Origin of the sequence: Gracilinema caldarium, assembly GCF_029265695.1 — a bacterium.
In the GTDB taxonomy this organism is placed as follows: domain Bacteria; phylum Spirochaetota; class Spirochaetia; order Treponematales; family Breznakiellaceae; genus Gracilinema; species Gracilinema caldarium_A.
The window spans coordinates 1-21,096 of the sequence record NZ_JAJUHW010000046.1 but is presented as its reverse complement, the minus strand read 5'-3'; the positions used below and the strand labels follow the sequence as shown (position 1 = coordinate 21,096).

The 21,096-nt window shown below is 48.6% G+C and carries 15 protein-coding genes, 1 tRNA gene and 1 pseudogene; 9 read left to right on the top strand and 8 right to left on the bottom strand.

Annotated elements, in window-relative coordinates:
- The 6 genes and pseudogenes from Q7P68_RS12085 to Q7P68_RS12060 form a co-directional block, all read left to right on the top strand.
- Positions 1 to 336, top strand: a pseudogene (locus tag Q7P68_RS12085) (3-phosphoshikimate 1-carboxyvinyltransferase); the annotation flags it as partial.
- 4 nt (positions 337 to 340) lie between these two features.
- Positions 341 to 1,747: a Trk system potassium transporter TrkA gene (gene trkA, locus Q7P68_RS12080; RefSeq protein WP_304226036.1), complete on the top strand. Its 1,407-nt coding sequence runs from the start codon at positions 341 to 343 to the stop codon at positions 1,745 to 1,747.
- Positions 1,744 to 3,189 carry a TrkH family potassium uptake protein gene (locus tag Q7P68_RS12075; RefSeq protein WP_304226034.1) on the top strand — a complete coding sequence of 482 codons (1,446 nt, stop codon included), beginning with the start codon at positions 1,744 to 1,746 and terminating at the stop codon, positions 3,187 to 3,189. Before trkA ends, Q7P68_RS12075 begins: the two co-directional genes overlap by 4 nt.
- Before the next feature lie 56 nt (positions 3,190 to 3,245).
- Positions 3,246 to 4,829, top strand: coding sequence for a lysine--tRNA ligase (gene lysS / locus Q7P68_RS12070; protein WP_304226032.1), 1,584 nt, complete (start codon positions 3,246 to 3,248; stop codon positions 4,827 to 4,829).
- 226 nt (positions 4,830 to 5,055) lie between these two features.
- Positions 5,056 to 7,293, top strand: a complete 2,238-nt coding sequence (locus tag Q7P68_RS12065; RefSeq protein WP_304226030.1) for a heavy metal translocating P-type ATPase — start codon at positions 5,056 to 5,058, stop codon at positions 7,291 to 7,293.
- A complete protein-coding gene (locus tag Q7P68_RS12060) occupies positions 7,290 to 7,496 on the top strand; it encodes a heavy-metal-associated domain-containing protein (protein ID WP_304226028.1) in 207 nt (68 codons plus the stop codon). The genes Q7P68_RS12065 and Q7P68_RS12060 overlap by 4 nt, the downstream gene beginning before the upstream one ends.
- Here the strand turns inward: Q7P68_RS12060 and Q7P68_RS12055 are convergent.
- Positions 7,494 to 7,567, bottom strand: a tRNA-Arg gene (locus tag Q7P68_RS12055). The genes Q7P68_RS12060 and Q7P68_RS12055 overlap by 3 nt on opposite strands.
- A 154-nt stretch (positions 7,568 to 7,721) precedes the next feature.
- Here Q7P68_RS12055 and Q7P68_RS12050 point away from each other — a divergent pair.
- Positions 7,722 to 8,705, top strand: coding sequence for an omptin family outer membrane protease (locus Q7P68_RS12050; RefSeq protein ID WP_304226026.1), 984 nt, complete (start codon positions 7,722 to 7,724; stop codon positions 8,703 to 8,705).
- Between the two features lie 15 nt (positions 8,706 to 8,720).
- Here Q7P68_RS12050 and Q7P68_RS12045 read toward each other — a convergent pair whose 3' ends face one another.
- A complete protein-coding gene (locus Q7P68_RS12045; RefSeq protein ID WP_304226024.1) occupies positions 8,721 to 9,722 on the bottom strand; it encodes a diguanylate cyclase domain-containing protein in 1,002 nt (333 codons plus the stop codon).
- Positions 9,715 to 10,722, bottom strand: a complete 1,008-nt coding sequence (locus Q7P68_RS12040; protein WP_304226022.1) for a GGDEF domain-containing protein — start codon at positions 10,720 to 10,722, stop codon at positions 9,715 to 9,717. The genes Q7P68_RS12045 and Q7P68_RS12040 overlap by 8 nt, the downstream gene beginning before the upstream one ends.
- Positions 10,723 to 10,865: 143 nt before the next feature.
- Here Q7P68_RS12040 and Q7P68_RS12035 point away from each other — a divergent pair, with 143 nt between their 5' ends.
- The gene (locus Q7P68_RS12035; protein ID WP_304226020.1) at positions 10,866 to 13,091 is read left to right on the top strand and encodes an ATP-binding protein; all 2,226 of its coding nucleotides are present in this window, start codon (positions 10,866 to 10,868) and stop codon (positions 13,089 to 13,091) included.
- Complete coding sequence (locus tag Q7P68_RS12030) at positions 13,069 to 15,366, top strand: 7TM diverse intracellular signaling domain-containing protein (protein WP_304226019.1); 2,298 nt, start codon at positions 13,069 to 13,071, stop codon at positions 15,364 to 15,366. Before Q7P68_RS12035 ends, Q7P68_RS12030 begins: the two co-directional genes overlap by 23 nt.
- Before the next feature lie 11 nt (positions 15,367 to 15,377).
- Here Q7P68_RS12030 and Q7P68_RS12025 read toward each other — a convergent pair whose 3' ends face one another.
- The 5 genes from Q7P68_RS12025 to Q7P68_RS12005 all read right to left on the bottom strand — a co-directional run.
- The gene (locus Q7P68_RS12025) at positions 15,378 to 16,298 is read right to left on the bottom strand and encodes an AEC family transporter (RefSeq protein ID WP_304226017.1); all 921 of its coding nucleotides are present in this window, start codon (positions 16,296 to 16,298) and stop codon (positions 15,378 to 15,380) included.
- 28 nt (positions 16,299 to 16,326) lie between these two features.
- Entirely contained in the window at positions 16,327 to 17,850 is a 1,524-nt protein-coding gene (locus Q7P68_RS12020; protein WP_304226015.1) for an aldehyde dehydrogenase family protein, read from the bottom strand.
- Positions 17,847 to 18,656 carry an SDR family oxidoreductase gene (locus Q7P68_RS12015; protein ID WP_304226013.1) on the bottom strand — a complete coding sequence of 270 codons (810 nt, stop codon included), beginning with the start codon at positions 18,654 to 18,656 and terminating at the stop codon, positions 17,847 to 17,849. Before Q7P68_RS12015 ends, Q7P68_RS12020 begins: the two co-directional genes overlap by 4 nt.
- A gap of 19 nt (positions 18,657 to 18,675) precedes the next feature.
- Positions 18,676 to 19,890: a phosphoglycerate dehydrogenase gene (locus Q7P68_RS12010; RefSeq protein ID WP_304226012.1), complete on the bottom strand. Its 1,215-nt coding sequence runs from the start codon at positions 19,888 to 19,890 to the stop codon at positions 18,676 to 18,678.
- A gap of 170 nt (positions 19,891 to 20,060) precedes the next feature.
- Positions 20,061 to 21,096, bottom strand: a 1,036-nt coding sequence (locus Q7P68_RS12005; protein ID WP_304226010.1) for an NCS2 family permease, incomplete at its 5' end; no start/stop codon positions are given.

Sequence of the window (21,096 nt, the reverse complement as noted above, 5' to 3'; positions counted from 1 at the left end):
GCCATGGCTGCTGCCGCCTGTTTTGCCCGAGGCACCACACGGCTTCTCAACGTGCCTAATGCCCGCATCAAGGAAACTGACCGTATTGCTGTCATGGCCGCAGAACTGGGTAAGCTCGGCGCTTCTGTCCAAGAACTGCCCGATGGCCTCGAAATCCGTGGAGGGGCTCCTCTTTCCGGCACCGACCTGCAGGGCCACGATGATCACCGGGTTGTGATGGCCCTGGCTATCGCAGCCCTCGGCTCAAAGGGTGTTTCCCATATTGATACCGCTGAAGCTGCAGCAGTCACCTATCCGGGCTTTCTGGAACTGCTGGGCGCAGATATGATAGAATAGCACTATGCGCGTCATTATCGTCGGAGCCGGCATGGTCGGCACCCAGCTTGCAAAGCATCTAATTAACGAAAGGCACGATGTTTCCCTGATCGAAAAAAACGAAGAACGGGCTCGGCATGCGTCTAACCGGCTGGACTGTCTTGTGATAAACGATGAGGCCAATAATATCCAAACCTTGGAAGAAGCGGGAATTGCCAAGGCAGATGCTCTCATCTGCGTAACCGATTCAGACGAACTCAACATAATTATCTGCGGCCTTGCTGAGGGGCGCTACCCCCAGGTACTTAAAATTGCCCGGGTCCGCAATGCCGATTACGACAACCTTACCAGGGGAGGCGAAAAGGCTCTTGGTATAGATTATTTTGTCCATCCGGACCGCGAAGCGGCACGGACTGTTATTCAGGCAGTAGAACATGGAGCCCTGGGGGACATCCTCAGCTTTGGCGACAGTTCCTTTGAAATGGGTACCATTGAAATAGCGAAAACCAGCCCCCTCTGCGGAGAAAACATAAAAATCTTCCATACCCTCATTGGATCCGAAATACTGGTTGCCCTTATAGAACGGGGCACGGAGCACATACTCCCCAGCGGAAATACCCTGCTCCATGAAGGAGACCGGGTCTACGTTATAGGCCGGCAGGCGGATATCCAAAAGATTTTTGAAATTTCAGGAAAAAAGATAGAAAAGGTTGAAAAAATAGGCATTGTCGGCGGGGGCAGGATAGGAACCCTGATTGCAGAAGCCCTGCAGGAACAAAGTCAGGTACCGGCAAAATCACTTTTCTCATTTTTAAGTTCCTTCTTCCCCCGTAAATTTAAAAAAATAGTTCTGATTGAACAGAACTATGAGCTCTGCAAAGAGCTTTCCACCCGCTTTCCCGATATGCTTGTGTTGAATGAGGATATTTCCGACGAGGGGTTTATCACCGAGGAAGGCATTGCGGATCTGGACCTTATCATTACTGCAACAGACAACCAGGAACTCAATATAATTACCGCCCTGTATATGAAATCCCATGGATTAAAGAAAGCTATTGCCCTGGTAAATACTCCCAGTTATGGCACAATTGCACGACGGCTGGGACTCGATGTGGTAATACCTATTAAATCGGTCGTTATAGATTCCATATTGGCCCATCTCATGGGAAGCGGCGTTACGGGCCTTCACCGGCTCGGCGAAGGTTCCATTGAGATTCTGGAAATTCTCGTTACCCCCGACGCTCCGGTCTGCGGAGAAAAATTGAAAAACTTTCATCTTTCTTCCGGGGGTCTTGTTATGCTCATAACACGCAACGGCACGTCCTTTATTCCCCATGGAGAACATGAATTCGAAGCCTATGACAAGCTTGTCCTTATCGCCCGCAAGGGTGTAGAAACGGAACTGGAAAAACTCTTTGGCAGGCAGGAATGAAACGGCGCATTCTTATTAAAATATTGGCCCTGCTGTTGGGTCTCATCGCCCTATCCATGATTCCATCCCTCTTCTTGGCCATTGCGGACCATCATGAACAAAGTATTCGAGCTTTTTTATACCCTATCCTGGTCTGTACAAGCAGTGCCTTGCTAGCCCTTATGCTTGGCAGATCCAGCCAGGTCTTTTTGAACGCCGGAGACGGCTTTCTTCTAGTATCCCTGGCTTGGTTCTTAACCAGCATCCTTGGCAGCATACCCTTTATCGTGACCGGAGTTGTTTCCAATCCGGTAGATGCTCTTTTCGAAAGTGTTTCCGGTTTTACCACCACGGGGGCAACCATCTTTGCCGATGTAGAAACACTGCCCCGGGCAATACTTTTTTGGCGAGCCATGACACACTGGCTCGGCGGCATGGGTATCGTGGTGCTCACCGTAGCCCTTATCCCGCTCCTCGGCGTCGGGGGCTTTCAGCTCCTTAAAGCAGAAGCACCAGGACCTGAAAAAGACAAGATTACCCCCAAAATCACTGCCACGGCAAAAATCCTTTGGTTTATCTATATCGGTCTTACGGCCCTCGAAGTCGTGCTCCTTATTATAGGCGGCATGAATTGGTTTGATGCGGTCACCCATGCCTTTGCGACCATGGCGACCGGCGGTTTCGGAACTAAAAATGCCAGCATTGCCTACTATAATTCAGCCTGGATTGATTGGGTTATTACGATCTTTATGATCCTGGCGGGCATGAACTTTAGCCTTTACTACCGAGCCTTACAGGGAAAATTCCAGGACATCATAAAAAACACAGAACTTAAGGTATATTTGGCCATCATCATTATTGCATCCTTGTTGATAGCCCTGACACTGCTGCCAAAATATAACACCATGGCCGAAGCCCTGCGCTTTTCATCCTTCCAGGTGGCGTCTATTCTGACAACCACGGGCTTTGCCACCGCCGACTTTGATCTCTGGCCATCTTTTGCAAAGGCGGTACTGCTGATACTGATGTTTATCGGCGGCTGTTCCGGCTCTACCGGCGGCGGCATTAAAGTCGTACGGCATGTTGTTCTTTTTAAACAGGCGGGCAACGAAATCCGGCGGCTCTTGCATCCCCGGGGGGTCTTTAGTATTCAGCTCAACGGCCGGGTGGGAAGGAAAGATGTGGTGTATGGTGTAGCGGGCTTTGTATTCCTGTACTTGGCCCTGGTCTTTACCGTAACCATGGTGGTAACTATTTCGGGGGCAGACCTCATCTCTGCCCTGTCCACCGCCCTTGTCACCGTGGGCAATATCGGCCCCGGTTTCGGCATTGTGGGACCAAGTCAAAACTATACCAATTACCCGGACTATGTAAAACTGGTCTGTTCCTTTGCCATGATTGCGGGTCGTCTTGAACTCTGGACCGTCTTTATCCTCTTTACCCCCGAATTCTGGCGAAGATAAACAATCCACGCATCCTCATTGCTACAAACGGTCCTTTTCGGTATACTCCCCCTGTTATGGATACAAAGAATTTACATTGGGCTGACCAAACTGCGGAAAAAATTATCCGCGAAAAAGGTGATAAGGACTTGTACACCTGCGCTTCGGGTATTACCCCCTCAGGCACGGTACATATCGGCAACTTTAGAGAGATAATTTCCGTAGACCTGGTGGTCCGCGCCCTGCGGGACCGGGGCAAGAAGGTCCGTTTCATCTATTCCTGGGATGATTACGACGTATTCCGCAAGGTCCCCTTGAACATGCCAAAACAGGAGCTGCTTGCCAAGTATCTCCGTTTTCCCATTACCATGGTACCCGACCCATGGGAACGGGACGAAAGCTATGCCCGGCACCACGAGGTTGATGTGGAATCCATACTGCCCGAAGTCGGTATTTTCCCCGAATTCCTGTATCAGGCAAAACGGTACCGCGCATCCATGTATGCAGAAGGCATCCGCAAAGCCCTGGAACATCGGGAAGTGCTGAAAAACATCCTGGATAAATACCGGGATGAGGAACACAAGATTCAGGGCGAATGGTGGCCCATTAGCGTATTCTGCGATGCCTGCAACCGGGACACCACCGATATCGACAGCTGGGACGGCCAGTGGGGCGTAAGCTATCACTGTAATGAATGCGGTCACAAAGAAACGGTGGATCTCCGATCCGCCAAGGGTGTAAAGCTCGGTTGGCGGGTGGACTGGCCTATGCGATGGGAATTCGAAAAGGTCGATTTTGAGCCCGCCGGCAAGGATCACCACAGTCAGGGCGGCTCCTTTGATACGGCAAAACACGTCTGTAAGGACGTGTACGGCTGGGACGCCCCCATTACTTTCCGGTATGACTTTATCGGTATTAAGGGTACTCCGGGGAAAATGTCCAGTTCCAAGGGAAAGGTAGTGGACCTCTATGATATCCTCCGGGTCTATACCCCGGAGGTAACCCGCTATCTCTTTGCCGGCACCCGGCCGAACACCGAGTTCTCCATTTCCTTTGATCTGGATGTCATTAAGATATACGAAGACTATGACAAGACCGAACGGATTGCCTGGGGTGTCGAAAAGGCAAAGGATGAAGAAACCTACGCAAAGGAGCGGCGCATCTACGAGCTTTCCCAGGTAAACGGAATGCCGGCCCTCATGCCCTACCAGGTACCCTTCCGGCACCTGTGCAACCTGATCCAGATTGCGGATGGGAACATCGACAAGGTAATCGCCGGGTTGCCGGACATTAAAGAAGAACAGATACCGGCATTCCGCAAACGCTGCGAATGCGCCTGGTACTGGATACAGGAATGTGCCCCGGAAGACTTCCGCTTCCATCTGCGGCCTGCTGGAGAGCGGGCAGAGCTTTCCGATGCAGAACTTGCCGCCATCCGGGACCTGCGGGACAAGGTCGTGGCCAAAATAGAAACCTTTGGGGATGACAAATCCTGCGGAGAAGCGATTTATGCGGTGGCTAATGAACACCAGATGGACGGCAAGGTCCTGTTCCGCGCTGCCTACCAGGCCTTGGTCGGCAAAGACCAGGGACCACGGCTCGCAAACTTCCTGAGAAACATCGACAAGGGGCGGCTCCTGGAGATTCTTAAGGCCTACTAATGCACTCACAGGCTGCCAGAGTAGCTGCTCTGTTTATCAATCTGATATAATAATGAAGCCCCGCAAACAGAGCGGGGCTTTTTTTTCAAATGAGCCCATCTTGCTGAGGCAGCGCCCTAACCATGGCACAGCTATCTGTTATTAAAAATTAACATTTATCTATATATATCTTCCTATATTGATAATCCTGACTATTTATGTTATCTTTTAAACTAAGAGGCATCACATGATAAAAACCACCACCATGCAGATTAAAGGCATGACCTGTACCGCCTGTGCCCGGGCATCTGAACGGGCTGTCAAGAAACTTACTGGTGTTGCCGACGCGAACGTAAATTTTGCAACCGAAAAACTCACCCTTCAGTTTGATGATGAAAAGGTGAGTTTGGCAGATATAAAAGGGGCCGTAAAAAAGGCAGGCTACGAAGCGGTAGAAATAAAAGCCGAGGACGCGGAGCCCCCTGTGGAAGTGCAGAAAAAGCGGCTCCTCTTAGCCGTCATTTTTACACTCCCCATACTGTACTTGGCTATGGGTATGATGCTTTCCTGGCCGATCCCATCCTTTTTAGCACCCATGAAATATCCTCTCCGTTTTTCCCTGGTACAGTTTGTTCTTTTGCTGCCGGTCCTGTATGCGGGGTTCCGCTTTTACAAGGTTGGCTACCCTGCTCTGTTTCGCGGGAGCCCGAACATGGATACCCTTATCGCCCTGGGGACCAGCGCTGCCATCCTATACAGCCTGTTTTCACTTCTGCAAATCCTTCAGGGCGACCACATGGCGGTGGAGCACCTCTATTTTGAAAGCGCTGCGGTCATCATCACCCTGGTCCTCGTGGGAAAAACGCTGGAAGCCCTTGCAAAAGGGAAGACATCGGAGGCGATCAAAAAATTGATAGGCCTCCAACCCAAAACGGCCCGGGTAATCCGAGATGGCACTGAACAGGAAGTCCCCATCAGTACCCTCGTAAGCGGAGACATAATACTCGTCCGTCCGGGCGAAAAAATTCCCGCCGACGGCATCATCATTTCTGGCTCTACTTCGGTGGATGAATCGTTCCTGACCGGCGAAAGTCTCCCCGTCGAAAAACAAACCGGGGATGAAGTAACCGGCGCGAGTCTTAACAAGAACGGAGCTATTACGGTGCGGGCGACCAGGGTTGGTCAGGATACGGTCCTGGCCCAGATCATCAGATTGATGGAACAAGCCCAGGCGGATAAGGCCCCCATTGCCCGGCTTGCCGACCAGGTTTCGGCCTATTTTGTGCCTATAGTGGTTGCAATCGCCGTCCTTTCGGCTCTGCTCTGGTTTCTAGCCGGCGAAGGCCCCGTATTTTCCATGACTATTCTGATTTCCGTCCTCGTCATCGCCTGTCCCTGTGCCCTGGGACTTGCCACACCGACAGCTATCATGGTCGGCACCGGTATCGGAGCCCAGCATGGAATCCTGATTAAATCCGGCGGGGCCCTGGAAATTGCCCATAAGGTTGATACGATAGTGTTTGATAAAACGGGAACCATTACCGAAGGAAAGCCACGGCTCGCCGACATAGTACCATTACGGGACGGAAAACTATCGGAAACTGAAGTACTCGCACTTGCAGCGAGCCTTGAAAAGGCCTCCGAACACCCCCTGGGAGAGGCGATTGTGGCCGCAGCCCGGGAACAGGAGCTGACTATCCCTGATGCACTGGATGTAACAGCCATTCCCGGCAGGGGCATTAGGGGAACCCTGGAGGGCAAAGCCTTGCTCCTGGGAAACCAGGCTCTCATGACAGAGGAATCCATCAATTTGGATGATGAATGTCGCGCTCTTATTGAACAATTTTCCTCCGAGGGAAAAACAGTCATGATCCTGGCCCATGAAGGAAAAGCGGCGGGGCTCCTTGCAGTAGCGGATACGGCACGGCCGGAAAGCCACGCGGCAGTGGCGGCCTTGCACCACATGGGCCTTAAAGTCATGATGATTACCGGGGACCACCGGAAGACAGCTGAGGCCATTGCCAAAGCAACTGGTATTGACCAGGTATTGGCGGAAGTGCATCCCCAGCATAAGGCCCAGGCAATACAGGACCTGCAAAAACAGGGGCGCCGGATCGCCATGGTGGGAGACGGGATAAACGATGCACCGGCTTTGGTACAGGCCGATATTGGTATTGCCATGGGGTCCGGGACGGATGTGGCTATAGAGAGCGCCGATATGGTCCTTATGCGAAGCAACCCAATGGATGTGGTTACCGCCATGGAACTTTCCCGCAGGACGATCAGGACCATCAAACAAAACCTGTTCTGGGCCTTTGGGTACAATGTGGCGGGGATCCCCATCGCGGCGGGGCTGCTCCATCTATTCGGCGGCCCACTTTTGAATCCCATGATTGCTGCAGCGGCCATGTCGTTTAGCTCTGTTTCAGTAGTAACTAACGCCCTACGGCTTAGAACATTTCGACCTCACAAGGAGTTTTTATGACCAAGACTTTAGATGTAGAAGGAATGACCTGCAAACACTGTGTGATGCACGTAACCCAGGCACTCAAGGAACTCGCCGGGGTGACCATAGTACAGGTAGACCTGGCCACTAAAAAGGCGGTAGTAGAGGGAACAAACCTGGACGACAGCGCCATGAAGGCTGCCGTTGCCGATGCGGGTTACGAAGTTGTCGCGATACATTGATCCATAGACGATTCGAACGTCCGACCTAGCGCTTAGGAGGCGCTCGCTCTATCCACCTGAGCTAATGGATCATCCGGAGATAATAATCGTCTCCTACCGCAACTATACTATAAATACCGCGTTTGTTTCAATACGAAGGCGCTGGCAAAACAATAGAGGGACCTTGGCGAAAGGTTCTTTTTGTTTTACCGTGTAAACAATATATTAAGTATGCACGGAGTTTACATGAAAAAGCGAAAGGCTTTGTATCTTCTAGTTCTCTTGGCAACATTGATTTCAGCTCTGGTTTCTGCGGAAGAAAAAAGATACTACTGGAGTATTGATAATTCCATCGGCGTAACCTATGGCCATGCCCGGGAGCTGGTGTACCAGTACACAGGTTCAAAGGATTTGATGAGCGAACTGGTCTGGCCCCTGGAATGGCTTGTCTATTACGGCACAGCTTTACACTACAATTATGGCAATCGGCCATACACCGGTTTTTACGGCAACATTTCGGTCCGTTTTGGCTTTTATATGCAAAGCGGCACCATTACCGACAAAGACTGGCTTAATACTGACTCCAATGGCTATTTCCTCACTAATTTTTCTGCCCACGAGGCTATAAGTGAAAACTCCCAATGGCTCGATACAACCTTAGGCTATGGATTTTCTCTTACCCCAACGCTCATATTCCGCACTGGCATTACCGCTTCTGTAATGAACCTGCACTGGATTGCCCGGAATGGATATACCCAATATGGCCCCAACACAGGTAACGATGCAACAACCTATATCCTTTGGTCCAGTTCGTTTCCAAAAGTACCTGTTTATGGCACCGGGATCGGCTACTGGCAGAACTGGGTCTCTCTTGCTCCTATAGTAGAACTACGGTGGCAGGCTCTGCCGGGCCTCTCCCTGCAGGTGGGGACCGCGGTATACTTCCTGAATAGCTGTAACGATCAGGATGATCACTATTTAAGGCTCCTGCAATTTACCGAAAAAATGGCGGGTGGAATTGGTTTTGAGCCATCAATAGGTGCTGCAACCAATCTGGGGGCTAACCTTTCACTCGGGCTAGAGGCGTCCTGGCGGTTCATTACAGGTCTTAGGGGAAGCACTACTATTATGGCAATAGGCGATGGCAGTACCGCAGGCCCCTACGCAGATACAGCAGGCGTGGACTACTCGGTAGCCCGGCTTGCGTTGATTCTAACCGCCCAATACTGATTTATGCGCAAGAGCCTAGCCCGCTGCAATGACCCGGTTGCGGCCCTGGTCTTTGGCTTTCCGGAGGGCTGCGTCGGCAGCGGCAAGGAGGGCGGGCCCAGTACTGCCATGCTGGGGCGAGACAGCAACCCCGAGACAGGTTTTTATGGAAAGCCGCTGTTCCATAACACGGCCTTCAGGAACATTCACAACTATGGGGATTTCGAGCCTTGAAACGGATATCCTGAGGCGCTCGCTAATTTGCAACGCCTCTTCCAGGGTAGTGTCGGGGAGTACAAAGGCAAACTCGTCCCCCGCAAGCCGGGCTGCAATATCCGCATCCCGCAGCACTTGCTTAAAAACGCCTGCCACCGTTTTTATAACCTGGTCCCCGCCAGCCTCCCCATAGGCATTGTTTATTTCATGAATCCGGTCCAGATCCATCATCAGTACTGCAATGGTACGCTTAACTTCTCCACCACCTTCTAGCCGGCTATTAAGAGATTCTTCGAGGAAGCGTCGGTTATAAAGACCGGTGAGGCTGTCGGTAATAGCCCTGAGCCGGGCAGTTTCACCCCAACGAAGAAGATCATTCAGGAATCGGGAGGACTCATCGAGCCAGCTCGTCATAACCTGACTGATGGCACCTAACAACTTGAGGGCAATCATGGGATGTTCAAAGATGAGCCGGTAAAAATCCAGTCCCTGAAGGACCAGAACATCCGTGTCTTCCGTGGCTGTGCAGGTGGCCGATCGGGGAGCAGCTTCGATTATCGCCATCTCACCAAAAAAACGCCCCGGTTCAAAGTCGTAAATTTTACGCCGGCTCCCGTTTCCCAGATTTACTGTGGCAATAACATGACCTGTCAGTAGTATAAACATCTCCTGTCCAGCTTCGCCTTCGGAGAAAATCACATCCCCCTTTTTAAAATGACGGCGTTCCAAAAAGGCGGTAACCGCATTAAATTCCAATTCGCTCATAGACGCAAAGAGGGGAGAATGGATAAGGGCTTCATTATCCAGCGGAGACTTACTCATCTTTTAGCTCCCGATTTCTTTGTATTCCTGCGAAAGGAATTACCCTGTTACCCCCATTTTGCCATTGTTCTATCATATAGGCGTATTGCTGGCTTACCATTGTATCCCAGTCCTCGGCCATATCAGGCCATACTCCATAGACAACCGTAGCTGAAAAGATAAAACCTGGAAATGATTCACTTGCGGGGATTGCTGGAATATGACTGATTAAACTATAAAGCTTCTGCGCAATTTTCTGTACTTCTTCAAGTCCGCAGCGGGGCAGACAGAGCCCAACTTCATTACTTTTAAAACGCAGCGCCCAACCTCTGCCCACATGCCGAACAAGGGATTTCAGAATGCCCGCGATAGTGATCATCGCATCATCCCCCGCACTATGTCCGAGGCTATCCACTAGAATCTTAAAACGGTCTGGCTTCATAAGAATGAGCCCTGTCGGGGCCTGCAACTCTCTGCGGATTTCTTCATCCAGAAACGCCCGGTTCCAAAGTCCAGTACCAGGGTCTTCATAGGCTCTGCGCCTTAATTCCTGAACCCAGGTTGTATTTTCAGAAATCAGGCGTTGGGTCGACCTGAGTCGGCTTGAGATCATGGAAAGGGAGCGTAGCAAAATACGGGAAACCGTATCGGGTTTTTCTCGTTTAAGATCCTCCAGGGTAAGCCCTAAAGCGGGGAAACATACCAATTCTGTGTCCTCTAATGCAACTGCAGCAGCATCGTAGTGGGTCTGGCGGGCAAAATCAAATTCACCAAGCAAATCTTGGGAAGTAAAAATTGCTAGTTCCTCACTTCTTCCATCCTGTTTTGGTCTGTAAACCCTAATAGATCCCTGAAGAATATAATAAAAACGCTCAGCCTGATTGTTCAGCTTGAATAAATGCGCACCCTTACGGAGCTCGAAACGGCTGATTCGGGATAAAAGATATGCCTCATCATCGGCAAGCAATGATGAAAAAAGAGAAGATTTTTTTAAAATGTCATGACTATTACAATCACCCAATACAAGCCCCCCCTTTGTAGTATGGTTCTTAAACCAAACAGGGTCAAGTAATAGTCAGAATAGCGAGTTCTGCTCTTGTAAAGTGAGCAATTGTAATGTACTATTTTTATATTGGAGTTTTTAGAAATAATTATAATAAAATCATGATTAGTTTACTTTTTTTATCATTTTTATCCTTGATTCTCCCTCCCTTGTATGCCCAGCCACTCAATAGGCAATCCGCCAATGAAGCAGTTATTGATTTAAACCAATTTCCGCTCTTTATTCATTCAGGTTTTTCTCTTGATTATACTAAAACAAGCTTTTCACCCACCGGAAAGGGGTGGCTTGGAGTATCTCCTTCAGGAAATGGGAAAAGATCGGTACGAATCATCGATTACCCTGAATACAGTAAACACGGTTATTTAAGCATTCGAACAAATAAAATAGAAGAATTCTCCTATTTGATACCCTTTTTTATAACATCTAAACAATATCTCTCTTTTACAAGCCAACCCAATGGATACCTGGGACTTCATTTGGCTTCCATAGGAGACAATTGGGAAGTTTACCTAAACGGCACCTTAATACGAAGCGAAATACACAGGGATGTACAGGGAAACATAACAGCACATCGCAATTATCGCGATGTGATCATCCCCTTCTCGGCCGACATTATACGGCCTGGATTAAATAGCCTTGTCTTTAGAATAGTCGGAGACCCTGCAAATCCCATGGTCGGTCTCAACTCTTCAGACCCTTATAGAATTGCTCTGCTTGACTTCTTAAAGGCACAAGTCAATGACATTGTTGATGTTATTTTAAGTCTCATCTACATTTTTGTTGGTTTTTATATTCTCTTAATTAGTTTCTTAAACCCCTATGACAACCATAACCGTACTTTTGGATTCTTTATGCTGGTACTTGGCATATATTTTCTTGTAAGAGTACCATCGGTCTATCAGCTCATTTCCGATTCGGAAGTATTGTTCAAACTAGAACTGGTCAGTTTATTCTCTATACTCCCTGCTGCTATTCGGTTCCTGAACGACCTAACTCCATGGACAGCCAAGGAAAAGAAAATTAGTTATTTCATTTATGTCTTATATGGAGTCTTAATAATTCTGGTTATTCTATTTCCGCCAGCCCTAGGTCACGATTTGGTGATTATTTGGTCCTTTATCAGCCTTTTTACCATGTTATACATATATGGATACCTATTACTTTATAAACTCTTTACATCCCTACAGGGGCCAATACCACCATCCCGGGAAACACCGAATAATAAAAAAAGATCAGAATTACTCCAAATATTCAAAGTGATGAGAGATACACCGATTGGCAATGTGTTCATTGGTCTGAGTATTCTCATATTTACCGCCGTAATAGATGCATTTACATCCATTGTTGTTAAAAAAAATTTAGTACTCAGCCGCTATAGCCTCATCATCTTCACAATAGGAACCGTTATTGTTATCGCTCGCCGATATAAAAATCTATTTCAGATGCTGTCCGACGCAAGCAGCCAGTTAGAAGCTCAAATCACCGCACTGAATAAAACAAAACAAGAGGCAGAATACAAGGAATTGGCATATAGGAGAATTTTTGACGGCACCGCCGATCCAATGATATTTATCGATCAGCAGCTTATCATACAGGATTACAATCGAGCTGCATCAATCCTTTTAAAGACTGATTCACCCCAAAACTCTGATCTTATTGCCCTATTAGAACAATTTGCGCCTAGTCCAGCAATAAGACGGTCAGATATTTCAGAAATAATAAATAAATTATTGCTTACAGATAGACCCTTTGAGCTAGATGCGCAGCTTGAGCTCTTTAAAGGTAACGTTCAAAAGTGGACATTACGTTTTGAAAAATTTAAAAGCGATGAATCATATCTTTTCTGTATAAGGTTTTATCTAGCAAATCCAATTTACAATGCAGAAAACTGTAAAAAAACAAAAGGCATCTTTGTAATAGAAAACACCTTAGCCGCAGCAGAAAGTATAAGCAATAAAATTGCATCTTTCTTGTATTGTTTTTTACCCGACCATGAGGTTAGCATGTTATGGGCTGCCCTGCGAGAAATGATTATAAATGCTATTAAACATGGCAATGTGAACATCGGAAAAGTACGTATTAAATACCTTATCACACCGAAAAAAGCGCTTATCCAGATCACAGATCAAGGCATGGGATTTGATCATCTATCTATACTAGAAAAGATAAAAAAAGGCGAACAAGAGTTTCTTAAGCGGCATCAGGGGATTTATTTAGCACTGGCAGCCTTTGACAAGGTTGTTTATAATTCTACTGGTAACCAGGTTACCCTAGAAAAAGTCATATCATACAAGGATGCTCATTATGCGAAAAACAGATACGTATAAGGTCTTATTATGTACCCTTTATATCAGTGTGTTCGGAATAATTGCAGAAGCATCCCCCCGAATTCCACAAAAATCCAACTTTTATATCGACCTTAATACACTGCCAGTCTATGTTCACCCTGGTTTTTCTTTGGACCTTACAACAACTGCCCCTGATAGACAGGATCCAGCCTGGCATATTTTTGAACCCACTGCAGAAGGTCCAAGGATTGTCAGATTTCTTGAAATTCCAGAACTTCCTAAAGGATCCTTTTTTAGCTTTAAAACGTACAAACCCGCAGAATACACATTCGTTGTTCCCTTTGATCTGGACCTATCACGCCTAGACAAAATCATTCCTGGAATTCACTTAGCCGCCTTAGGAGATAACTGGGAAATATACTTAAACGGCATACGAATACGGTCTGAAATGCACCTAGATAACTCAGGCAACATTATATCCCATAGAAGTTATCGGGATGTTTATTTTCCCATAAATCCTGTTCTGTTTGTACAGGGGCAAAATATACTTGCATTCCGGGTTATCGGCGAACCCAACAACCCTCCGGTAGGTTTTTTCTTTTCCCAGCCCTATGTGCTTACTGACTATGCGGTCCTGGAAAATTTTAATAACGATGTCTGGAGTTTTGCCCTCTGCGCCATTTACATTTTTATTGGCTTTTATCATCTTGTGCTCTATTTATTTCGCCGGCAGGATCGGTATAACCTTTTTTATGGACTCTTTTCCATGGTACTGGGCTTGTATCTGGCAGCCCGGCTCCATTCAGCATACCTCATTGTTCCAGACTCTGAATATTTACTTCGGATAGAATTTACGAGTCTGTATATGGTCATGCCCCTGGTCAGCGCTTTTATCGAGGTCCTGAGCATTAACAAAACCCGCTGGGGCACACGGATCATGGCGATCTATAGCGCCCTGCTCTCCGCATTTACCATCTTTACCCCGCTTCCCTTTGCCCATGATATTTTACGGATTTGGCAAATCAGCGCACTCGGTATGGCTTTGTACATCTTTGTCTATGCGGTGCTCTGGGATTTTATTTCAACAGGCTACCGCCGGTGGAAACGAAATGCTACATCTCAGGATAAACATGGATTTATTGGCCAGCTAGGGCATGATCTTATTCATACGCCCTTGGGAAACATTCTTATCGGAGCGGGTTTTCTCTTTTTTACCGCCATCTTTGATATTCTGGATTCTATTATTTTTCTTAAGGATATTGTCCTATCCCGTTATGGACTCTTTGTTTTTACCATTGGCAGCGCTCTTATTCTCGCGAATCGATACGGTTTCTTGTTTAAACAATTAAATTATGCCAATGCTAATTTGGAAAACCGTCTTAATGAGCTCAGCGCAGCAAAAGCTACGGCTGAACGGAATGAACGTAAATACCGGAGCCTTTTTAATGGAACTAATGATCCTATAGTATTGCTTGACAAAGAATTTCGTTTTAAAGAATGCAATACGGCGGCTATCGATTATTTTAACCTAGAGGGAGTTGATCTCTCATATATTAGTGAAAAAACCCCTAAATTATACGAAAAGCTTTACGAAGATCAGCGAGAGCATATTTCACTGGCAGAACGTTTTGCTGAGCTGGGAGAACGGCTGTTTAATTCATCTCAGCCAATTGAAGTTCAAGCCCAACTCCGCTCTCCCCTGGGGGATTTTAAGTCCTGTACTCTCAGAATGGAAAGCATTAAAACGCCAGAGGGGATAGAAATACTGCTCAGGGTTATTCCTGACAGCAGAGATGATTTGGCTCAAGCCTTTGTGGAAGGCCGAGAACATTTTGAAATAGAAAACACCCTGTCAGCGGCGGATGATATCAGCCGCCATGTATGCGCAAACCTCAGTAAATATATGCCCCAGGAAGATGCCAACTTTGCCATGGTGTGCGTCCGGGAAATCATTATAAACGCCATTGAACACGGGAACCTGGAAATAACCTTTGATGAAAAGAGCAAGGCCCAGCGGGAGCGGCGCTATTTCGAGTTTCTTCAGGAGCGGAAGGATAATCCAGCATACAAGGATCGGCGGGTACAGGTTGAATATTCAATAACACCCCAGCGAGCCCTATTCCGTATAACCGATGAGGGGAAAGGGTTTAACCATCAAAAGTTCCTTGAACAGGTAGCTAATCCAAACCCTGAAATACTGGAACACGGCCGAGGCCTCTTTATGACCTTAGCCGCCTTTGACCGCGTGGTCTACAATGACAAGGGAAACCAGGTCACGCTGGAAAAACGCTTTAACAGCGCCGCAAAGAGATAAGGTTCTCAGTTTTATCGCAGCCCCAGGGCCAGTGCAATCAGGGGAATAGTAATGATGCAGAGCAACGTAGAAATAAACACCAAAGAGCTTGCGCTTTCCGCATCGGCCCCATAAACTTCCGCTAATATGCTGGTATTTGCCGCCACTGGCATGGCGGCCACCGTCACAGGAAGAGAGAGAAAGAGACCGCGGAATCCGGCAGCATATAAAATGAGGCCTACCAAGGCCGGTAATAGTGCCAGGCGGGCTGTGGTAGTGGCATAGCGCTGCCATTTTCCCAATATCGACCGGAAGGGCATTTTACCCAAGATAGTTCCAATCACAATCATAGACAGGGGAGATGTTATGTCCCCGGTCATCTTAAGGGTCTGAAACACCGGGGCAGGAAAAGCAACGGAACCAAGAAAGAACAAAAACCCCAGCACTGTGGCGACCACACTGGGATTAATAAAGGTTTTCCAATTCAGCATAAGGGGTCGTTCCCCTTCACGGGCTATAAGCCAAGCGCCGATGGAAAAAGCCAGAAAGTTAAAGGGAATATTATAAATAGCAAGATAAAAGAGCGTCTTCTGCCCTAAAAGGGCTTCCACAACCGGGTAACCCATAAACCCCACATTGGAAAAGATAAGGGCGTACCGATGTACGCCCCGTTCCTTCCGGGAAAGGGGCACAAAGAAGGGATATAGAACCGCAAAAAGAAAGAAGAATCCATAAGCCGCAAAAGAAAGAAACAGGGTAAGCCCTGCATCGCCTAAAAGTTCTTTACTAAAAGGCCGTTGCAAGGAAACAAGGATAAGGGCAGGCAGTGATATATTAAGTACAAAGGACGAAAAATAGCCTACAGCCCGATCATCAATAACGCGGAATTTCCGCCCGCCATAGCCAATCAATATAAGAAAAAAGAGTACCAGTACCTGGTTTATAACGTTCATGTCTTGGCCAGTATATCGGAAAACATTATCAACTTCTATCCCAATTGCGGAAGAAGAATGGCACAAGCCTTCCAAGGGCCTTTATTTTATTACGGAATCCCCGCTGCCCAGTTAATAGGAGAATAGAAAGAAGTCCCTCAAAAACGTTCCGTGAATAGGGGTGCCACCAGAGGTTCTTTTTTACTCCTGGTAAAAGGTCCTGAACGACAACCTGGGGCTGCAGCATTTCCCGGAACCCCAACTCACCATGGGTCCTTCCTAAGCCTGAGGCTCCAAAGCCGCCCCAGGGGGTCTCGGCGAGCCCGTGGGACATAAGGTGGTCGTTAATCATGACAGCCCCGGCCCTGATTCTGCGGGCCAGTTCCAAAGCCCGTCTACGATCCCTGGTCCAGACAGAACCGGTTAGACCGTAGATGCAATTATTGGCAATCGCGACAGCCTCTTCATCGTCTGCGACGGGGACTACCGCCATAACTGGGCCGAATATTTCTTCCCTCATAATTGGCATATCAGGACCCACTTCGGTAAGCAGCAGGGCTGGAAAATCAAGGTCCTCGCTGTCCATATCACCTCTAGGACTTCGGGCATAGATTTTTGCCCCCCGCTCAAGACAGGCTCGAACTTGCCTTGCCACCTCCTGTTTCTGCTGCAGGCTTGTCATACATCCCATATCGCAGGCCCACTGGACTTCGCCCTCAGTGAAGGCGGGGCCGACCCGCAGCGATTGCACCCGCTGTGACAGGCGGCCAAGAAATTCGTCGTATATAGTTTGATGCACCAGTATCCGCTGAACGCCGCCGCAGGACTGGCCTGCGTTGGAAAGTCCAGCCCAGACAAGCCCTGCGGCAGCCCGGTCCAGATCTGCGTCGGATCGGACAATCGCTGCATCGGCCCCGCCGAGTTCCAGAACGAGGGGAACAAGATGCGGAGCGGCAAGGGCCATAAGCTCCCGGCCAACCGCGGTTGAGCCGGTAAAGAAAAGCTTATCAACTCCCCCGTTAATCATGGCAGGACCCGCTTCCTTGCCGGGGATCTCAATATAATGAAAGAGGCCCTGGGGCAAATCAATGCTCTCAAAGGCTGCCGCGAGAGCCCGGCCAACCTCTAAAGTGTTGCTGGCAACCTTGAGTATCACCCCGTTTCCCGCAAGGAGGGCCATAACAACCTCGGAGAAGGGAATGGCAAAGGGATAATTCCAGGGAGAAATAATGCCCACCACCCCAAAGGGCTCGTAAAACAGGACGCTTCGTTTGTTTGCAAGGAGTATGCTGCCGCCTTTCACCGGTTGGGGCTTCATAAACCGCATACCTTGCTTACAATAATAGCGGACCGCCAGGGCTGCAGGAACCACCTCAGTGGCAAGGGCGTCTACCATGGTTTTGCCATTATCCCGGCTTATGGTGGCCGCTAAGCCCTCGCCATGCTCCGCGAGATATTCGACAAGCTTATATATACGGCGCTTTCTTTCATGCCATGGAAATTTTGCCCATTCCGCCTGTGCGCCCCGCGCCTGGGCAATCCGGTCCTGAACTAATTGTTCCGCCTTATTCATGATCTCCCCTTAAAGTGATCCATTGCATGGTTCACCCCAAAAAAATCTGCCAGCCCATCGAACCAGGATACGGGCAATAGCCTTAGTAAATAAACGCTGTACACAAAGCGGGGCATAATGAGCCGCTTTTTCCCCCTCTTTATCGCCTGCACAATTCGCTGAGCCGCATATTCGCTTTTTAAAATCGGGAGCAGCAGGGGGAATCGAGTCCTGACACCGGCAAACATCCCCGTATCAATAAAGAAGGGACAGACCACCGTTGTCTGAATATTCTTTTTAAGCCGCCGCAATTCCATACGGATTGCTTCATGGAGTCCAAAGGCGGCAAATTTGCTGGCCGAATAATCTGCAAGACCGGTTACCCCGATAATACCTGCAGCCGAAGCAATGGTAACAATATGGCCTTCGTTTCGGGCAATCATATCAGGAAGAACCGCCTTGAGGGTCCAGAAATGGGCCATAGTGTTCACCGCCATCGTTTTTTCTATTTTTTCATCAGAGGTTTCTAAAAAGGTAGAACCAGAGACAACTCCCGCATTGTTAACAAGAACTGAAACAGGTCCCCAACGTTCTTTAATTTCCCTGGACTGCCGATACACTGCTTCCCTGTCTGATACATCACAGAGCATGCCTTGAATTGAAATGTGCATTTCTTTCGCTTCCTGTTCCAGAGCCGCAAGGGCCTTTTCGCTGATATCCCAGACAACAACAAGGGCGCCCTGGCGAGCAAGCTCTATGGCGACAAGCCTGCCGATTCCGCTTGTACCTCCGGTCACGAGGACAATTTTATTCTGTAGCTGTTTCATAAAGTCAGGGCCTCCGCTGTTAATCCTTAAGTTCAGTTATAATCGCCTCGTAAATATCATCGCCAGAACCGGTGAGAGCGGCAAGCTGCTCCTGCGACAGGGGCTTTTCGATCTGAATATTCGCGCACGCCCCCTGGGCTCCTGCAAAAATGATATTTTCCATCCGTTGTACGTTAATGTTGTTGTCCCGGATTACCCGGAGTATATTCGCAAGCACTCCGACCTTGTCCTTATGCCGGACCGAAAGCAGGTAGCGGGCCGGAGTTTTTTCCATCACATTAACGCAATTAGGAACCTGGCCGTTTTGCAGGTATTCCTTCACAATCCGAACCGTTTCTTCCGCCACTGCATTTTGGGCCTGTTCGGTGCTGGCCCCAATATGATGGGTTCCGTACACCTGGGGGAAGGCAGCGAGCGGCGTCTGAAATGGACCAGACTTTTCAGGCTCCTGGGGATACACGTCGGTAGCAACCTTAAGCTTTTTCTCCGTAATCGCTTTTAGAAGAGCCGCTTCATCAACCAATTCAGCACGGCTAGTATTGATGAACAGAGCCCCCTCTTTCATAGCCCCAAAAACCTCTGCGTTGATAACCCCTTTCAGTTCCGGAGCCAGCGCTAAATGGAGACTCACTATATCTGCCCCTTTGACCGCATCGATGATGCTAGCGGCATAGACTGCGCCGAGGGCCTCAGCGGCTTCAGGCGTTAGAGAGCGGCTGTAGGCTATCACATGGAGACCGAAGGCTTTCGCCCGCTGGATTACTTCCTTGCCAATATTGCCAGTACCGATGACTGCCAGGGTCCTGCCATAAAGGCCTTGAGCTTTAGAGTATTCCTTTTTGTTCCAAAGTCCCTGCCTCAAGTCGTTGACATTATCGGGGATACGCCGGTCCAGGGCCAGTATAAGGCCCATGGCGAGCTCCGCCACGGCAATCGCGTTTTTGCCAGGACAGTTGGATACATAGATGCTTCGCTCAGAAGCGGCGGCCACATCGATGGTATTGTATCCTGCGCCGGAGCGGATAATAAGGCTGAGGTCAGAAGCGGCCTCGATCATAGCCCGGCTTACCTTGGTGGAGCGGACAATAAGAATACGGGGATTTACCTCCCTAAGCAGCGCCGCATGCTCTGTCTCGGGGACACCGGTTTTAACTATAACCGTACAACCCAGAGACTCCAGCCGTGAGATCACCCAGTCAGGCAGGGAATCGAGCAATAAAACCGTATGGGTCATAGGAACTCCTTTGGTTTTATAGTAGACCTCCCGCTTGGATTTGTCAAAAAAAGAGCGGAAGACCTTGGATAGACGACAAGCCTACCCAGAGACTCCCGCTCTCACAATGGTAGCAGAGCATGTAGATACGACGCGTCTGCTACAACAAAAATATTACAACAAAGTAGTACTTAACCCAACAGATGTTTCAGCACAAAGAGGATACCCACAATCCAGGTAACAATGGTGATATCCTTAAATTTGCCGGTAAAAGCCTTAATAAAGATGTAAGAAAGGATACCAAACACGAGGCCCTCTGCAATGCTGTAGGTAAGGGGCATCATTATCATGGTCAGGAAGGCCGGAATAGCCTCAGTAAAATCGGTAAGGTCAATTTCCTTGACCGGGGCCATCATGAAAAGTCCTACCAGAATAAGGGCTGGGGCGGTTGCAGCTCCCGGCACCAGCAGGAAGAGGGGCGACAGGAACAGGGCGACCAGGAATAGCAGTCCCGTTACCAGAGAGGTAAGGCCGGTGCGGCCCCCTTCGGCAACGCCGGAAGCGCTTTCGATATAGCTCGTTACCGTGCTGGTACCCAGGGCTGCGCCGACCACAGTACCAATAGCGTCAGAAAGAAGGGCCTGCTTTACCCGGGGAATATCGCCGTTTTCCTTTATCAATTTAGCTTGGGTCGTGATTCCAACCAGGGTACCGATGGTGTCAAAAATATCTACGAACAGGAAGGTAAAGAACACAATAAAGAAATCAAAGGTAAAAATCTTATCAAACTGGAACTGGAGGAAAAGCGGAGCGGCAGGCAGGCTGAAGAGGTTCCAGTTTTGAGGAACCGAGGTGACCCCAAAGGGAATACCAATAATGGTAGTTCCAAGGATCCCAATGAGCAGGGCACCTTTTACACGGAAGGCTAAAAGAACACCGCTCAAAACAAGGCCGATGAGGGCTACCAGAGCCGGTCCCTTGCTGATAGCGCCCAGAGTCACCAGAGTAGCGTCGTTTTTAACAATAATCCCCGCATTCTGCAAACCAATAAAGGCGATGAAAAGTCCAATGCCAACAGAAACGGCTTTTTTAATGTTGGTCGGAATGGACTTAACAATTGCTTCGCGGACATTAAAGAGAGAAAGCACAATAAAAAGAAGCCCTTCCAGGAAAACCGCGGTGAGCGCGAGCTGCCAGGGGTATCCCATGCCAAGCACAACCGTAAAG

Excerpts from the sequence above, each read along its gene's own strand:
- Q7P68_RS12050 (WP_304226026.1), top strand. The coding sequence starts at position 7,722 with ATGAAAAAGCGAAAGGCTTTGTATCTTCTAGTTCTCTTGGCAACATTG.
- Q7P68_RS12035 (WP_304226020.1), top strand. The coding sequence starts at position 10,866 with ATGATTAGTTTACTTTTTTTATCATTTTTATCCTTGATTCTCCCTCCC.
- Q7P68_RS12030 (WP_304226019.1), top strand. The coding sequence starts at position 13,069 with ATGCGAAAAACAGATACGTATAAGGTCTTATTATGTACCCTTTATATC.
- Q7P68_RS12065 (WP_304226030.1), top strand. The coding sequence starts at position 5,056 with ATGATAAAAACCACCACCATGCAGATTAAAGGCATGACCTGTACCGCC.
- Q7P68_RS12025 (WP_304226017.1), bottom strand. The coding sequence starts at position 16,298 with ATGAACGTTATAAACCAGGTACTGGTACTCTTTTTTCTTATATTGATT.
- Q7P68_RS12015 (WP_304226013.1), bottom strand. The coding sequence starts at position 18,656 with ATGAAACAGCTACAGAATAAAATTGTCCTCGTGACCGGAGGTACAAGC.
- Q7P68_RS12045 (WP_304226024.1), bottom strand. The coding sequence starts at position 9,722 with ATGAGTAAGTCTCCGCTGGATAATGAAGCCCTTATCCATTCTCCCCTC.
- trkA (WP_304226036.1), top strand. The coding sequence starts at position 341 with ATGCGCGTCATTATCGTCGGAGCCGGCATGGTCGGCACCCAGCTTGCA.
- lysS (WP_304226032.1), top strand. The coding sequence starts at position 3,246 with ATGGATACAAAGAATTTACATTGGGCTGACCAAACTGCGGAAAAAATT.
- Q7P68_RS12060 (WP_304226028.1), top strand. The coding sequence starts at position 7,290 with ATGACCAAGACTTTAGATGTAGAAGGAATGACCTGCAAACACTGTGTG.
- Q7P68_RS12075 (WP_304226034.1), top strand. The coding sequence starts at position 1,744 with ATGAAACGGCGCATTCTTATTAAAATATTGGCCCTGCTGTTGGGTCTC.
- Q7P68_RS12010 (WP_304226012.1), bottom strand. The coding sequence starts at position 19,890 with ATGACCCATACGGTTTTATTGCTCGATTCCCTGCCTGACTGGGTGATC.
- Q7P68_RS12020 (WP_304226015.1), bottom strand. The coding sequence starts at position 17,850 with ATGAATAAGGCGGAACAATTAGTTCAGGACCGGATTGCCCAGGCGCGG.